Source organism: Clostridium paraputrificum AGR2156, from assembly GCF_000424025.1.
Classification (GTDB): domain Bacteria; phylum Bacillota; class Clostridia; order Clostridiales; family Clostridiaceae; genus Clostridium; species Clostridium paraputrificum.
In genome coordinates, this window is sequence record NZ_AUJC01000004.1 from 1 (window position 1) to 16,995 (window position 16,995).

Annotated in this window: 11 protein-coding genes and 2 rRNA genes; all 13 read left to right on the plus strand. The window is 31.5% G+C overall.

Annotation, left to right across the window (positions count from 1 at the left end):
* A 23S ribosomal RNA gene (locus tag G594_RS0103405) occupies positions 1-321 on the plus strand; the annotation flags it as partial.
* 118 nt (positions 322-439) lie between these two features.
* A 5S ribosomal RNA gene (gene rrf / locus G594_RS0103410) occupies positions 440-556 on the plus strand.
* A 176-nt stretch (positions 557-732) separates the two neighbouring features.
* Positions 733-2,466: an ABC transporter ATP-binding protein gene (locus G594_RS0103415; RefSeq protein ID WP_027097277.1), complete on the plus strand. Its 1,734-nt coding sequence runs from the start codon at positions 733-735 to the stop codon at positions 2,464-2,466.
* Positions 2,459-4,231, plus strand: coding sequence for an ABC transporter ATP-binding protein (locus G594_RS0103420; RefSeq protein WP_027097278.1), 1,773 nt, complete (start codon positions 2,459-2,461; stop codon positions 4,229-4,231). The genes G594_RS0103415 and G594_RS0103420 overlap by 8 nt, the downstream gene beginning before the upstream one ends.
* 455 nt (positions 4,232-4,686) lie before the next feature.
* Complete coding sequence (locus tag G594_RS0103425; RefSeq protein WP_027097279.1) at positions 4,687-6,399, plus strand: ABC transporter substrate-binding protein; 1,713 nt, start codon at positions 4,687-4,689, stop codon at positions 6,397-6,399.
* A 127-nt stretch (positions 6,400-6,526) separates the two neighbouring features.
* Positions 6,527-7,489, plus strand: coding sequence for an ABC transporter permease (locus G594_RS0103430; protein WP_027097280.1), 963 nt, complete (start codon positions 6,527-6,529; stop codon positions 7,487-7,489).
* 11 nt (positions 7,490-7,500) lie between these two features.
* The gene (gene opp4C / locus G594_RS0103435) at positions 7,501-8,460 is read left to right on the plus strand and encodes an oligopeptide ABC transporter permease (protein ID WP_034865865.1); all 960 of its coding nucleotides are present in this window, start codon (positions 7,501-7,503) and stop codon (positions 8,458-8,460) included.
* Positions 8,461-8,471: 11 nt separating this feature from the next.
* A complete protein-coding gene (locus G594_RS0103440) occupies positions 8,472-9,464 on the plus strand; it encodes an ABC transporter ATP-binding protein (protein ID WP_027097282.1) in 993 nt (330 codons plus the stop codon).
* A 3-nt stretch (positions 9,465-9,467) separates the two neighbouring features.
* Positions 9,468-10,445: an ABC transporter ATP-binding protein gene (locus G594_RS0103445; protein ID WP_027097283.1), complete on the plus strand. Its 978-nt coding sequence runs from the start codon at positions 9,468-9,470 to the stop codon at positions 10,443-10,445.
* Positions 10,446-10,476: 31 nt separating this feature from the next.
* Entirely contained in the window at positions 10,477-10,695 is a 219-nt protein-coding gene (locus G594_RS0103450) for a hypothetical protein (protein WP_027097284.1), read from the plus strand.
* Positions 10,696-10,762: 67 nt separating this feature from the next.
* Complete coding sequence (locus tag G594_RS0103455) at positions 10,763-12,274, plus strand: carboxypeptidase M32 (RefSeq protein ID WP_027097285.1); 1,512 nt, start codon at positions 10,763-10,765, stop codon at positions 12,272-12,274.
* A gap of 237 nt (positions 12,275-12,511) precedes the next feature.
* Positions 12,512-16,030, plus strand: a complete 3,519-nt coding sequence (gene nifJ / locus G594_RS0103460; RefSeq protein ID WP_027097286.1) for a pyruvate:ferredoxin (flavodoxin) oxidoreductase — start codon at positions 12,512-12,514, stop codon at positions 16,028-16,030.
* Between the two features lie 135 nt (positions 16,031-16,165).
* Complete coding sequence (locus G594_RS0103465; RefSeq protein ID WP_027097287.1) at positions 16,166-16,726, plus strand: DUF5105 domain-containing protein; 561 nt, start codon at positions 16,166-16,168, stop codon at positions 16,724-16,726.
* Positions 16,727-16,995 lie beyond the last annotated feature (269 nt).

Genomic DNA, 16,995 nt, shown 5'->3' on the forward strand with positions numbered 1-16,995 from the left:
CTGGGTTCAGAACGTCGTGAGACAGTTCGGTCCCTATCCGTCGCGGGCGTAGGAAATTTGAGAGGAGCTGTCCTTAGTACGAGAGGACCGGGATGGACTGACCTCTGGTGCACCAGTTGTTCCGCCAGGAGCACAGCTGGGTAGCTAAGTCGGGAAGGGATAAACGCTGAAAGCATCTAAGCGTGAAGCCCACCTCAAGATGAGATTTCCCATAGCATAAGCTAGTAAGACCCCTTGAAGAACACGAGGTTGATAGGTCAGAGGTGTAAGTGCAGTAATGTATGTAGCTGACTGATACTAATAGGTCGAGGGCTTGACCAAGTTAAAGATATTTCAATAATTATGTGCAATTTTCAGAGAACAACTCTGATTAAGGAATACAATCCTAAGGGATTGCATACCTTCCAGTAACCAAATATAAAATTTGGACTGTCAGGCATTTGGTAATGATGGCATAGAGGAAACACTCCTTCCCATACCGAACAGGAAAGTTAAGCTCTATAGCGCCGATGGTACTGCATGGGAGACTGTGTGGGAGAGTAGGACGTTGCCAAGTTATAAAGAGAATAGCAATAGCTATTCTCTTTTTTTATATAAGTTTTGTTATGGAACAAAAAATAAATATCTACGCCACTTTTTTACAAATAAAAATATGTACAATAATAGATAATATATTATATGATATATAATTGAGTAAGAAATACATAACTAATAAAGGAGGATAAGAATTATATGAGGCTGATATTGAAGTATTTAAAGAATTATAAGTTATTAGTAGTTGTTAATGTTATATCAGTATTTGGATTTGCTCTGGTAGAGTTAGGAATACCAACTATAATGGCAAAAGTAATTGATAGTGGGATAGCTAATAAAGATATTCAATATATAAAAAGGATGGGTGGAGTTATAGTACTTATTTCAATTTTAGGTGTTGCAGGAACAATTCTTTTAGGGTATTGTTCAGCTAAAATATCTACTGGTATAACTAGAGATATAAGAAATGATATTTTTAAGAAAGCTCAAGAATTTTCTCATAGTGAATATGATAAGTTTGGTATATCATCAATGATTACAAGAACTACAAATGATGCATTTGTTTTATTGCAATTTGTTAATACTCTTTTAAGAACGGCAGTATTAACTCCTGTTATGTTTGGAATTAGTCTAGTACTAATACTTAGAACTAGTGTAAAGCTATCAACAGTACTTGCTATTACTGTACCATTTATAGTTATAGGTGTTATTGTTATTGCTAAAATATCTGAGCCATTATCTGAAACTCAGCAAAAAAGACTAGATAAATTAAATAGAATATCTAGAGAAAATCTAACAGGTATAAGAGTTATAAGGGCATTTGGTAATGATAATCATGAAAAAGAACGTTTTGAAGAGACAAATGAAGCATATGCAAGTGTATCTAAAAAGTTATTTAAGCTGATGGCAGTGTCACAGCCATCATTCTTTTTGTTACTTAACGTAGCAATTTTAGCAATATTCTGGGTTTCTAGTAATATGATAGATGCTGGTACTCTTCAAATAGGAGAATTAGTTGCATTTATAGAATATTTATTTCATGCAATGTTTTCATTAATGCTATTTTCAATGGTATTTGTAATGTATCCTAAAGCACAGGTATCTGCTAATAGAATTGAGGAATTATTAAATGAAGAATCTTTAATTAAAAACCCTGAAAACGGAGTAAAGCAAACGGAAGTAAAGGGTGAAGTTGAGTTTGATAATGTAACATTTGTTTATCCTAATGGAGAAGAGCCAGTACTTAAAAACATATCTTTTAAATGCAAGAAGGGAGAAATGATTGCGTTTATAGGAAGTACAGGAAGTGGTAAAAGTACATTAATAAATCTTATACCTAGATTTTATGATGTTACCGAGGGTAGTATAAAAGTTGATGGTGTTGATGTAAGGGATTATGACCTTAAGGCTTTAAGAAAGAAAATAGGTTTTATACCACAAAAGACTTTATTATTTACAGGAAGTATATCTAGCAATATAAAGTTTGGTAAGAAAAATGCAAAAACAGGTGAAGTAGTTCATTCTGCAAAAGTAGCTCAAGCATATGATTTCATATCAAAGAAGCCTAAACAATTTGAAGAAATAATAAGTGAAGGTGGTAAGAATGTTTCTGGAGGACAAAAGCAAAGGTTATCTATTGCTAGAGCATTAGTAAGAAAGCCGGAAATATATATATTTGATGATAGTTTTTCAGCCTTAGATTTTAAGACGGATTCAATACTTAGGGAAAGACTTAAGGAAGAAACAAAAGAGTCTGTTGTGTTAGTAGTTGCTCAAAGAGTTGGGTCTATAATGGAGGCAGATAGAATTGTAGTTCTAAATGAAGGAGAAATAGTTGGAATAGGAAAGCATAAAGAGTTGTTAAAAAATTGTAAAATTTATAATGAAATTGCATCATCTCAATTAACAAAGGAGGAATTAGAATATGAATAAGTTTAAAGTTATAGTTAAAAAAATTTCTCCTTTTATAAAACCTTATAGATGGGCATTTTTTGGAGCCATAATTTTTATAATTTCAGCTGCAATATTTAATGCATTAGCTCCAGTAACTGAAGGATTAATAATCACTCAATTAACTGAGGATTCTTTCAATATAATGAAAGGAATTGAGGGAGCTGGAGTTGACTTTGGATACGTAATAAAGGTAATGATAGTTTTAGGGGGCGTTTATGTTTCAAGTACTGCTTCAACTTATATTGCAAGTTTTCTTTTAACTAATGCAATTCAAAATACAGTAAAAGGACTTAGAAATGCTGTGCAAGATAAGATAAGAAGGTTGCCAATAAGCTATTTTGATGGGAATAGTTATGGAGATGTATTAAGCAGAATAACTAATGACATAGACACAATATCTAATGCCCTTCAACAAAGTTTTGTGCAAGTTGTTAATTCATTTTTATCAATTACCCTTGCACTTATAATGATGTTTACTATAAATATAAAAATGGCATTTATAGCTGTTTTTATAATTCCGTTAAGTATATTAGTATCAAGATTTATTGTAAGTAAATCACAAAATCTATTTTATAGACAGCAGAAGGCACTGGGAAAATTAAATGGTAAAGTACAAGAAATGTATACTGGTTTTAATGAAATAAAGCTTTATGGAAAGCAAGAAGATTCTATAAAAGAGTTTATGGAAACCAATGATGAACTTTGTAGAACTGGATTTAAAGCACAGTTTATATCAAGCACAATGTCTCCACTTGTTTCATTAGTTAGTTATATTGGAATTGCTATAATAGGAGCAATAGGAGCTATAGATGCAATTAGAGGAATAATTACTACAGGAAACTTACAAGCTTTCATAAGATATATATGGCAAATAAACCAACCTTTATCGCAAGTAACTCAATTATCTTCTGCTATGCAATCAGCTGTAGCAGCTATGGAAAGAGTAATAGAAATCTTAGATGAGGAAGAACAAATAAAAGATAAAGTAGATTCAATAACACTAAAGGATCCAAAGGGAAATGTAACCTTTGATCATGTTAAATTTGGCTACTTTGAAGATAAAACTCTTATTAAAGATTTGAATGTAGATATAAAAAGTGGTCAGATGGTTGCAATAGTTGGACCAACTGGTGCAGGAAAAACAACAATTATCAATCTACTAATGAGATTTTATGAGATTCAAGGAGGAGCTATTAAAATTGATGGCGTAGATATTAGAGATATAAAGCGTGAAGAGCTAAGAAAGATGTTTGGAATGGTACTCCAAGATACATGGCTTTATAAAGGCACAATAAAAGATAATATTAGATATGGAAGATTTGATGCAAGTGATGAAGAAGTTATAAATGCAGCAAAAGTTGCAAATGTACATCATTTTATTAAAACCCTACCAGATGGATATGATATGATTCTGAATGAAGAAGCTTCAAACATATCTCAGGGTGAGAAACAATTACTTACTATTGCTAGAGCAATATTAGCTGACCCTGCCATTTTAATACTTGATGAAGCTACTAGTTCAGTAGATACAAGATTAGAACTTATGATTCAAAATGCAATGAAAAACGTAATGAGCGGTAGAACAAGTTTTGTAATTGCTCATAGATTATCTACAATAAGAAATGCAGATTTAATATTAGTTATTAATGATGGAGATATTGTTGAAAAAGGTACACATGAAGAGCTAATGAATTATAGAGGATTCTATGAAAAATTATACAATAGTCAGTTTGCAAATAAATAATAAAAAAGACTCAATGAATAACTTAAGGTTATTCATTGAGTCTTTTTTTATTAAATTATAATAATATAATTTTAAAAAAATAAATTGACAAATTAATATAAAGAATTGTAAAATTTATAACAAAATATTAAAGTGCTAAGGTTAACTAGTATTTTTATATTAAACTATTAAAAATATAATAAATTTATTGAAGAATATTGACAAAGGACAAGCCACCTACTATTATATTAATTATATGGTACAATTTTGGTAACTAGGTATTATAAGGAACATCTAGATAACAATGGGGTAGTTAGACGTAATTAACTTGTCTGATACCCTTTTATTATAAATACCTTAGTAATGAATATAGTCAGTATATTTATAAAAAGATTAACATAAAATGTTAGTTAATATGAATATATTGAATTATATAAAGCAATAATCATACATAAAAAATAAAGGGGGATAAAAACATGAAACGTAAAAAAATAGCTATTGCGTTATCAGCTGCTCTTTCTGTATCTGTATTAGCAGGATGCGGAGGAAGTGATAACGGAAGTAATGGTGGTACTACAGATTTATCATCAGATGTTGTTACAACATATGAAGCTAAGGATATGACTAATAATCCTGAAGTTGCAAAAAATAGAAAGGATACTTTAGTAATTGGTACTATTGCACCAGATGGAGTATTTAATCCATTGTATGCAGAAAGTGCATATGACATGTATCCAACTGAATTAATGTTTGGTGCATTAACAGCACCTCAAGCTGATGGTTCTATGGGAGAATACTTAGCAGGATTACCAGAAATTTCAGAAGATGGTCTAACTTATACTTATAAGATTAAAAAAGACGCAAAGTGGTCTGATGGAACAGATGTTACTGCGAAAGATGTAGAAATGGCAATAAAGATAGCTTGTGATAGCAGCTATACAGGAATTGCAGACTATAGAACAGGAAGAGTAAAAGTTAAGGGAGCTCAAGAATATTTTGAAGGAAAAGCTGATTCAGTATCAGGTGTTGAAATAGTTGATGATAAAACTGTTAAGTTTACATTAGTAGAAAAGAGTTCTTCAGCTGAAATAGTATTAGGAGGTACTCAACCAGTTAATGCAGCGTACATGGCTAAGTACTATTCTCAAGGACATACAGATAAATTAAAAGAAACATTTACAAATCCAGGTCCAACATCAGGAGCTTATAATTTCAAGAGCTACAAAAAGGGACAAGAATTAGTTCTAGAAGCTAATGATAATTTTGTTCTTGGAAAGCCTGGAATTAAGAATATAGTTTATAAAGTTACTACTGAAGCTACAAAACTTCAAATGTTAGAAGCTGGAGATATTGACTTAGTTGATCTATCAGTAAGTGAAGATAATGTAAGTCATAGTGAAGATTTAGGATATCTTGGATACAAGTTATATCCAACAAATGGTTACGGATATATTTGCTTTAACCATAATAAACCACAATTTAAAGATCCAGCAGTTAGAAAGGCATTAACAGTTGCTTTAGATAGACAAACTATAACTTCTTCAATCTTTAATAAGTATGCTGAAGTTATAAATGTTCCTCAAACAAAAGCTTCATGGGCTTACTATGAAGGTGATAATAAATACGAATACAACTTAGAAGAAGCTAAGAAAATCTTAGATGAAGCTGGTTGGAAAGTAGGAGCAGATGGAATCAGAGAAAAAGATGGAGTTAAATTAACAATTAACTTTACTGGTACTTCTGATAATGATGTTGTAGATTCAATACTTTCAGTATCTAATGATGACTGGAAAGAACTAGGAGTTAAGTACACTAGTGAAAAGATGGACTTCACTGCTATGAGAGAAAAGCAACAAGGTAACGATTGGGATATGATGTTCATGGCTTGGGGATTAACTAATGACCCTAACGATATGGATGTTTATGGAACAAATGGTTCTCAAAATAAGACAAATTACAGCAATGAGAAGGTTGACAAATTATATGATCAAATTAATAAAGAATTAGATAAAGAAAAAGCTAAAGAGTTATATAAACAATTATATACTGAATTAAATAATGATTTACCATATATATTTGTATATCAAAGAAGTGATATGTGGGCTTACAATGGAAGAGTTAAAGGATTAGACAACTCACCATTTGTTCACTATACTTGGAACCTTTATAAGGCAACTTTAGCAGAATAATAGTTCACTAATTAATTTGTGAGGCATTTCATAATGAAATGCCTCTAATAATTAGAAGAATAAATTAGTTTATTTTTCTAATTATTCAATTAAATGTAATTAACGAACTTAGAAATGGGGAGAGAAAATGTTACAATATACAGTAAAAAGAATATTGAAGATGATACCTACATTGCTAATAATCTCTATATTGTTATTTAAGGTTATTGACTTAGCACCAGGAAATTTTCTGGATACTAAGGTTAATCCTAATATGACAGTAGAAAAGTTAGAGCAGTTAGAAGCGGTATACGGATTTGATAAGCCTTTTGGTGAAAGATATGTAAACTGGCTTAAGAAAGCAGTAAAAGGAGATTTTGATGAGTCTCTTAAGTTAAGACAACCAGTAAGTGAAATTATAAAAGATTATGCTTGGAATTCATTTGTTTTAGCTGGAACAGCATTTTTATTATCTATATTAATTGCTATTCCATTAGGTATAGTGTGTGCAACAAAACAGTATTCTCTTGCAGATAAGGCAACTACAATACTGACATTTGTTTCTATATCATTACCATCTTTTTTACTTGGACTTATGCTTATAAATGCATTTTCATTAAAGATTAAATTATTTCCTATAGGGGGAATGACTACAGCAGGTTCTAATTTAACAGGAGCTGCTTATTACAAGGATGTATTAATTCATATGGTATTGCCAGTTGTTAGTTTAACTATCTTACAAGCAGGATCTTTGATAAGATACGTTAGAACAGCTATGCTAGAAGTAATTAACCAAGATTATATAAGAACAGCTAGAGCTAAAGGGCTAAAAGAGAAGGTTGTTATTTATAAACATGCTTTAAGGAATGGATTGATTCCAGTAATAACTTATATTGGTATGAGTTTACCTGGTTTATTTGCAGGTGCTCTTATTACTGAAACAATATTTGTATGGCCAGGTATAGGTAGAATAGGATATGAAGCAATATTAAATAGAGACTATACTTTACTTATGGGATTTAATATGTTCATGGCTGTACTTACTTTAATGGGTAATTTACTATCAGATATTCTTTATGCAGTGGTTGATCCACGTATAAAATTAAAGTAGGAGGGGAAACGATGCTAGATAAATTAAAGAAAAACAAGCAACAAATAGAGGCAAAAGAAATAGATGAATCTAATGTTGATAAAAAAGATGCAACAAGTTATGAAATTGAATCCCCTGGAAAATTAATTATAAGAAGACTAAAGCAAAATAAATTCGCAATGATAGGATTGGCTTTATTAATATTTATGTTTATATTTTCCTTTATAGGACCGTTATTATCTCCATATGGTTATAATGATAGAAGCGCATTAATTAAAGCAGCGCCATCTTTAAAACATTGGTTTGGTACTGATTATCTTGGAAGAGATGTACTTACAAGAGTTATGGTTGGAGGAAGAATTTCAATAGCAGTTGGTGTAGTATCAGTTGTTATATCAGTTGTTGTGGGTACTTTAATAGGTTCTATAGCAGGATATTATGGTGGAAAAATAGATTATTTCTTAATGGCATTTACAGATATATTCTTATCAATACCATTCTTACCAATAGTAATTTTAATGGGAAGTATGTTGTCTGATTTAAAAGTAAATCCTAATATGAGAATAGTAGCATTGATGTTTATGCTTGGTTTACTTTCTTGGCCATCTATTGCAAGGTTGGTTAGAGGAGAAATATTATCTTTAAGAGAGCAAGAATTTATGCAAGCTACAGAATCATTAGGACTTAAAGATACTAGAAAGATTTTAAAACATTTAATTCCAAATGTTATCCCTACAATAATTGTTAACGCTACTTTAGGAGTTGCATCTGCAATACTTACTGAATCAGCATTAAGTTATTTAGGTATGGGAGTAGTTGAACCTACACCATCATGGGGAAATATGATTTCAGCATCAAATAAAGCAATTGATTTACAAAAAAGACCATGGCTTTGGATGCCACCAGGTGCTTGTATGGTAATTACAGTAATGGCAGTTAATCTTTTTGGGGATGCCCTAAGAGATGCACTTGACCCTAAGAAGAGAAGATAGGAGGAAGAGGTATGAGTGAAAATTTAATAGAAGTAAAAAACTTAAAAACCTTTTTCAAAACAGAAGCAGGAATAGTTAAAGCAGTAAATGATGTTTCTTTTAAGGTCAAAAAAGGTGAAACTGTATGTGTTGTTGGTGAATCAGGATGTGGTAAATCAATAACAGCTATGAGTATTATGGGATTAGTATCTAAGGATACTGGCTTTAATGATGGTGGACAAATTTTATTTGAGAACAAAGATTTATTAAAAGCAACTGATGCAGAAATGAGAAGTATTAGAGGTAAGGATATCGCAATGATATTCCAAGAACCAATGAGTTCTCTTAATCCAACATTTACAATAGGATTTCAAGTTATGGAGCCTTTAATTTTACATGAAGGTTTAGATAAGAAAACTGCTAGAAAGAGAGCAATAGGATTATTAGAAGAGGTAGGAATACCTAGAGCTAATGAAATTGTTGATTGTTATCCACATGAATTATCAGGTGGTATGAGACAAAGAGTTATGATAGCTATGGGGCTTGCTTGTAAGCCAAAACTTCTAATTGCAGATGAACCAACAACAGCATTAGACGTTACAATACAAGCACAAATTTTAGATTTAATGAGAAAGATAAAAAGTGATCTTAATACATCAATCTTATTAATAACTCATGATCTTGGGGTTGTTGCAGAAATGGCAGATTATGTTGTTGTTATGTATGCAGGTAAGGTTGTTGAAGAAGGTGGAGTTATGGAGATATTTAAAAATCCATCTCATCCATATACAAAGGGACTTTTAAAGTCAAAACCTATAATTACTGAAAGAAAAGAAGAATTATATTCTATACCTGGACAAGTTCCTAATCCTGTTGGAATACCTGATTCTTGTTATTTCAGTGAAAGATGTGAATGTTGTAAACCAGAATGTAAGAATACAATTCCACATTTAAGATTAATAGAAGATAACCATAAGGTAGCTTGTTGGTTATATGAAGAAAATACATCAAAGGAGGAAAATTAGTAGATGGAACAAGAAGTTATACTAAGAGTAGAAAATCTAAAAAAATATTTTCCAATAAAGGGTGGATTTTTTTCTAAAACTATAGGTAATGTAAAAGCTGTTGATGGTGTATCTTTAGAGGTAAGAAAAGGAGAAACTCTAGGAATAGTTGGAGAATCAGGTTGTGGTAAATCTACAACTGGTAGAGCCATACTTCAATTACTTAAGCCTACAGGGGGAAAAGTATACTTTAAAGACCAAGACTTAAGTAAATTAAGTAAGAAGGAAATGAGAGCACTTAGACCTAAGATGCAATTAATATTCCAAGATCCATATTCTTCACTAAATCCGAGAATGACAGTTGGACAAATAATTGGGGAAGCTTTAATAGATCATAAAATGGCTACTAAAGAGAATCTAAGAGAGAAAGTTTTAGAAGTAATGGATCTATGTGGGCTTGCTGAATATCAAATAGATAGATTTCCACATGAATTTTCAGGTGGACAAAGACAAAGAATAGGTATTGCTAGAGCACTAGCACTTGATCCAGAGTTCATTGTTGCAGATGAACCTGTATCTGCACTTGATGTATCTATTCAAGCACAAATTATTAATTTATTAGTTAAACTACAAAAAGAAAAAGGATTCTCATATATGTTCATATCACATGATTTATCTGTTGTTGAACATTTATGCCAAAGAGTTGGAGTTATGTACTTAGGATCAATGGTTGAACTTGCAGATAAGGATGAATTATTTGATAATCCTCTACATCCTTATACAAAGGCATTACTTTCAGCTATTCCAATACCAGATCCAACAATTAAGAGAGACAGAATTATATTAACAGGGGATATACCTTCACCTGCTAATCCTCCAAAGGGGTGCAAGTTCCATACAAGATGTCCATATGCTACTGATAAATGTAAGAAAGAAGCACCTGAATATAGAGAAATTAAAGAAGGACACTTTGTTGCTTGTCATAGAGTTGGAGAAATATAAAGATTTAAATAGATTATAAGGGGGCGCTTTAGTGGCAATATTTGAAAGAAACATAGAAAAAATAGAAGAAAAAAACAGAAAGAAGCGTGAACTAGAGGAAGGCATAAAAAAGCTTAAAGCAGAAAATCTTCCTGGAAGAGATATTATAGCCCTTATAGTTGCAATGTTTCAATTAGTACTGCCATTTGCATTAGGAATCATATTTATTTATTTTTTAATAATGTTATTTCTAACGCAGGTTTGGTTATAGATTTAATTAGGTCTCGAAGAATTGATTTTCTTCGGGGCTATTTTAATTATTATTGAGGGGGTAAAATATGAATGTAAGTATTCAAGAAAAGTTAGAAGAAGTTAAAAAGTACAACCAAAGAATAAGTGAACTTGGTAAACTAAGCTCCTTAGCATATTGGGATATGAAAATGAGTATGCCGTCTAAAGCAACTGAGCAAAGGGCAAACACTTTAGGATTTTTATCTGGAGAAATATTTAAGATGGTAACAGATGATAAAGTAAAGGAATTTATAGAGTTCTTTGATCCTATTATGAATGAATTAGAGTTAGTTGACAGATCTATGATAAAAGCATTAAAAAAGAACTATGATGAAATAAAAAATATTCCACAAGATAAATTTGAAGAATATACAGTCGCCACATCCTTAGGAGAAGCTGCATGGGAAGAAGCTAAAGCTAAAAAAGATTTTGAAATATTTAAACCAAAGTTAGAAAAGATAGTTTCTTTATTAAGAGAATTTACTGAGTATTATGGATATAAGGAAAATAAATATGATGCATTACTAAACCAATTTGAAGAAGGGCTTACAGTTAAAAAGGTAGATAAGTTATTTAATGAGTTAAAAGAAGGAATTTTAAATCTATTAGGTAGAATTAAAAATAGTACTAAGGTAGTTAATAGTAAATTATTAGAGGGAAAATATCCTATAGAAGCACAAAAAGAGCTAAGTGAATATTTACTAGATGTAATAAAGTTTGATAAAGAAGCGGGTAGATTAGATGAAACTACACATCCATTTACTTTAAATATGGGAAATAAGGATGTAAGAATTACTACTCATTATTATGAGGATAATTTATTATCTAATATTTTTAGTATTGTACATGAAGGTGGACACGCACTGTATGAACAGCATATTCCAGATACCCTTGTAAACACAGGACTTGATGGTGGTGCTTCAATGGGAATTCATGAATCACAATCAAGATTTTATGAGAATATAGTAGGAAGAAGTAAAGAGTTTTTAAACTTTATTTTACCTCATATAAAAGAAAAGTTCCCAAGTTTATCAGATATAACTTTAGATGAGTTTTATGAGGGGGTAAATTGTGTTAAACCATCTCTAATAAGAATAGAGGGGGATGAATTAACTTATAGTCTTCATATAATAATTAGATATGAAATTGAAAAAGCACTTATAAATGGTGAAATAGAAGTAGGAGATTTACCTAAGGTATGGAATAAGAAGTATGAGGAGTATCTAGGAGTTACTCCACAAGATGATGAAGAAGGAGTACTTCAAGACATGCATTGGTCTGCTGGAAATATAGGATATTTCCCAAGTTATGCTTTGGGAAATCTTTATGGTGGACAATTCTTAAATAAAATGTTAAAGGATAATCCTTCTGTAATGTCAGAATTAGCTAATGGAGATTTAACTTATATAAATAGCTGGTTAAAAGATAATATTCATATTCATGGAGGAATATATACTCCTGATGAATTAGTTAGGAAAGTAACTGGAGAAGAACTTAAAACAAGGTATTTCTTAGAGTATTTAGAAGAAAAGTATACAAAGTTATATGATTTAAAATAGGTATAAAAATAGAGCACTACTATAAAAAAAGGTAGAGCTCTATTTTTTGTTTCTTAATAAATTTTATATATCATAGGTCTATTGGTATTATTAACAGTTTTTATTGAGAATATTCTTAACAAATAAAAAAGATTATTGTTAGAAATACTAAATATTATAAATATATTTATTAATATTTGTAAAAGATATATTTGTTGAAATAGTATATAAAATTTTAAAATAGAAAGAGGGAACAGTATGAGGAAAATGAAAACAATGGATGGAAATACAGCAGCAGCTCACATTTCTTATGGGTTCACTGAGGTTGCAGCAATCTATCCAATTACTCCATCAACACCTATGGGAGAAACTGTTGATGAGTGGGCAGCAAAAGGAAAGAAAAATATTTTTGGAGAGCCAGTAAAAGTTGTAGAAATGCAATCTGAAGCAGGGGCAGCAGGTGCCTTACATGGATCACTTCAAGGTGGTGCTTTAAGTTCAACATATACAGCTTCTCAAGGGTTACTTCTAATGATACCTAATATGTATAAGATAGTTGGAGAAAGGTTACCAGCTGTTATACACGTTTCAGCAAGAGCCATAGCTACATCTTCTTTAAGTATATTTGGTGATCACCAAGATGTAATGGCAACAAGACAAACAGGCTTTGCTATGCTTTGTGAAGGTTCTGTTCAAGAAGTTATGGACTTATCAGGGGTGGCCCATTTAACTGCTATAAAGAAGAGAATGCCATTTTTAAATTTCTTTGATGGATTTAGAGTATCTCATGAACTTCAAAAGGTTGAAGTCATTGAGCAAGAAGAACTTGCAAAACTTATAGACTATGAAGCATTAGAGGATTTTAGAAATTCAGCTTTAAATCCTAATCATCCTGTTATTAGAGGAACAGCACAAAATCCAGATGTTTACTTTCAAATGGCTGAGTCAATTAATAAATATTATGAAGATATACCAGATGTAGTTGAAAACTATATGAGCGAAATTACAAAGCTTACAGGAAGAGAGTATCATTGCTTTGACTATTATGGAGCAAAAGATGCAGACAGAATTATTATCTCAATGGGTGCAGTTTCCGAAGTCGTTGAGGAAGTAGTTGACTATTTAAATAAAAATGGGGAAAAAGTAGGATTAGTTAAGGTCAGGTTATATAGACCTTTCTCAGTAGAAAAACTTCTTAAGGCTATACCTACTTCTGTTAAGAAAATTGCTGTATTAGATAGAACAAAGGAGCCAGGGGCAATTGGAGAACCTTTATACTTAGATATTGTAAAAGCATTTAATGGAAAAGAGAATGCACCTATGATTATTGGAGGAAGATTTGGGCTTGGTTCAAAAGATCCTACACCATCAGATATTGCAGCTGTATTTAAGAATCTTTCAGAAAGTAAGCCAAAGGATAGATTTACTATTGGTATTGTGGATGATGTTACTAATCTTTCACTAGAACCAGTTAAAGATATAGATGTAGCTCAAGAAGGCACAACAGCTTGTAAGTTCTGGGGCTTAGGTTCAGATGGTACAGTTGGTGCTAACAAGAGTGCTATAAAAATTATAGGGGATCATACAGAAATGTATGCTCAAGCATATTTTTCATATGATTCAAGAAAATCTGGAGGAGTTACTGTATCACACTTAAGATTTGGAAAAACTCCAATTAAGGCTCATTACGAAGTTGATAGAGCAGACTTTGTAGCCTGTCACAATCAAGCCTATGTATATACATTTCCAATATTAGATGGACTTAAAAAGGGTGGTAAATTTGTTTTAAATACTATTTGGTCGCCAGAAGAAGTGGAAGAAAAATTACCTGCAAATTTAAAGAGATATATAGCTAATAACAACATTGAGTTCTATATAATTAATGCTGTTAAGATTGCTCAAGAAGTAGGGCTTGGTGGAAGAATAAATATGATAATGCAATCAGCGTTTTTCAAAGTTGCTAATATAATTCCAGTAGAGGATGCTATTAAGTACTTGAAAGAAGCAGTGATTAATACATATAGTAAAAAGGGTGAAAAGATTGTTAATATGAATCATGCAGCTATTGATGCGGGGGTAGATGCTATAGTTAAAATAGATGTTCCAGATTCATGGAAAGATGCAAAAGAAGATGGAAAAATTGAAGAAAATATGGATGTTCCAGACTTTATAAAAAATATTTGTGAACCAATGAATAAGCTAGAAGGAAACAAACTACCTGTATCAGCTTTTGTAAATGCTGATATGACTGATGGAACATTTATGTCTGGAACAACTGCATATGAAAAGAGAGGTATAGCAGTTAATGTTCCTGAATGGATACCTGAAAATTGTATTCAATGTAATCAATGTTCTTATGTATGTCCTCATGCAACGATTAGACCATTCCTTATAAATGAAAAGGAAAAAGAAAATGCACCTGAAGGTATGAAGATAATACCTGCTAATGGATTTAAAGGAGAGGCAATGTATTACATGATTGGAGTAACTCCTTTAGATTGTACTGGTTGCGGTAATTGCGTAGAAACATGTCCAGCACCAGGTAAAGCGTTAATAATGAAACCTCAAGATAGCCAACATGAACAAATTGAATGCTGGAACTATGCTGTAGAAGAACTTTCTATAAAACCAAATCCTATGAAAAAAACTACAGTTAAAGGTAGTCAATTTGAGCAACCATTACTTGAATATAATGGTGCTTGTGCAGGGTGTGGAGAAACTCCGTATGCTAAGCTAGTAACTCAATTATTTGGAGATAGGATGATGATATCCAATGCTACAGGATGCTCATCTATATGGGCTGCTGGTGGAAGTGCAATGGCATATACAGCAAATAAAGAAGGAAATGGTCCAGCTTGGGCTAATTCTTTATTTGAGGATAATGCTGAGTATGGATTAGGTATGCTTATAGCAGTAAAGACAATTAGGACTAGGATAGCTAATAATGTTAGAAAAGCATTAGAAACTGATATGTCTGAGGAAACCAAAGCTGTATTACAGGATTGGTTAGATAATATGAATGTAGGAGAAGGAACAAGAGATAGAGCTAATAAACTAGAAAAAGTTCTTTTAAATGAAGATAGCGAAATAGCTAAAAAGATACTTAATGATAAAGAATTCTTTGTTAAGAGATCACAATGGATATTTGGTGGAGACGGTTGGGCATATGATATTGGTTATGGAGGACTTGATCATGTGCTAGCTTCAGGAGAAGATGTTAATGTATTAGTTTTTGATACAGAAGTATATTCTAATACAGGAGGGCAATCATCAAAGTCAACTCCAACAGCAGCGGTAGCTAAGTTTGCTGCATCAGGTAAGAGAACAAAGAAAAAAGATCTAGGAGCTATAGCAATGACATATGGATATATTTATGTTGCTCAAGTTGCTATGGGTGCTGATAAGAATCAAACTATAAAAGCTATTACAGAAGCAGAAAGCTATGATGGACCATCCCTAGTAATTGCTTATGCACCATGTATAGCTCATGGAATTAAGATAGGAATGTCAAACTCACAAGAAGAGGAAAGAAGAGCAGTTGATTGTGGATACTGGACATTATATAGATATAATCCAGAACTTCAAGGAAAGAAGAATCCTTTCAGTTTAGATTCTAAGGAACCAAAGGCAAACTTTAGAGATTTCTTAATGGGAGAAGTAAGGTATGCATCATTAGCACAAACATTCCCAGAAACAGCTGAAATGTTATTTAAGAAAACAGAAGAGGATGCCTTAGAAAGATATACTAAATATAAGAAATTAGCAAGTGAGGAATAATAGATTAGAAGGTTGCATTGTTATAATGTAACCTTTTTTCTTTTAAAACAAATTATCTTAAAAAAATTTAAGACAACATGTTAAAAGTTTACAAATAATATAAAAGGTAGTAAATTATAATAGAGGAGGGGTATAATGAAAAAGAAAATATCAATATTAATGTCTTTAATACTTTCAATATTCTTATTAGTAGGGTGTGGAGGTAGTAAAGGTCCAAAAGAGTATGTAACTGACTATTTTAATGATGTAAAAAGTGGAACTGAAAGTAAGATAGCACAACAAATGATATCTGCACAGTTATCAGATGAGGACATGCCTAAAGAGGCTGCAGATGCAATAATAAGCATGTTAGGCAAATTAGAGGTTTCACCAACAGATGAAAAAGTTGATGGTGAAAAAGCTACAGTTAATGTAACTATTAAAGGGGTAAGTTTTAAAACTGTAATAGGTAATTTTATGGGAAATTTAATGGCAGAGGCTATGAAAAGTGGTGCTGCTAATATGACTGATGAAGAAACTGAAAAATTAGTTACTGATGTATTAGTAAAATCAATAAATGATGCACCAGTGGAAGAAAGAACTGGTGTAGTGAATCTAACAAAGTCAGGTGATGACTGGAAGGTTGTAGAGGATGATTCACTTTTAGAGGTGATTTTAGGTATTACAGAAGCAGATATGAATAGTTTATTAAAATAATAATTGACAAAATTTAGATACACATATACAATGAAATAAATGGTAAAAATATTTAAAAGGAGGTAGGATTATGTTTAATTTAATTAGTGTAAATATAAGAATAAAAGAATATTTCTATAGTCCTATCTTATTAGAGAAGATTAAATAAGATTTACCTTTATTGATTTATTTTGAAGTATTAGAGGTCATGGACTATAGTTCCATGACCTTTTTGTATAACTGCAGCAATGTACTTTTAGGTCGTGGTATTACCATGACCTTTTTTTATT

Bases quoted from the DNA above. Each gene is read 5' to 3' on its own strand.
- G594_RS0103415 (WP_027097277.1), top strand. From the start codon at position 733: ATGAGGCTGATATTGAAGTATTTAAAGAATTATAAGTTATTAGTAGTT.
- G594_RS0103420 (WP_027097278.1), top strand. From the start codon at position 2,459: ATGAATAAGTTTAAAGTTATAGTTAAAAAAATTTCTCCTTTTATAAAA.
- G594_RS0103425 (WP_027097279.1), top strand. From the start codon at position 4,687: ATGAAACGTAAAAAAATAGCTATTGCGTTATCAGCTGCTCTTTCTGTA.
- G594_RS0103430 (WP_027097280.1), top strand. From the start codon at position 6,527: ATGTTACAATATACAGTAAAAAGAATATTGAAGATGATACCTACATTG.
- opp4C (WP_034865865.1), top strand. From the start codon at position 7,501: ATGCTAGATAAATTAAAGAAAAACAAGCAACAAATAGAGGCAAAAGAA.
- G594_RS0103440 (WP_027097282.1), top strand. From the start codon at position 8,472: ATGAGTGAAAATTTAATAGAAGTAAAAAACTTAAAAACCTTTTTCAAA.
- G594_RS0103445 (WP_027097283.1), top strand. From the start codon at position 9,468: ATGGAACAAGAAGTTATACTAAGAGTAGAAAATCTAAAAAAATATTTT.
- G594_RS0103455 (WP_027097285.1), top strand. From the start codon at position 10,763: ATGAATGTAAGTATTCAAGAAAAGTTAGAAGAAGTTAAAAAGTACAAC.
- nifJ (WP_027097286.1), top strand. From the start codon at position 12,512: ATGAGGAAAATGAAAACAATGGATGGAAATACAGCAGCAGCTCACATT.
- G594_RS0103465 (WP_027097287.1), top strand. From the start codon at position 16,166: ATGAAAAAGAAAATATCAATATTAATGTCTTTAATACTTTCAATATTC.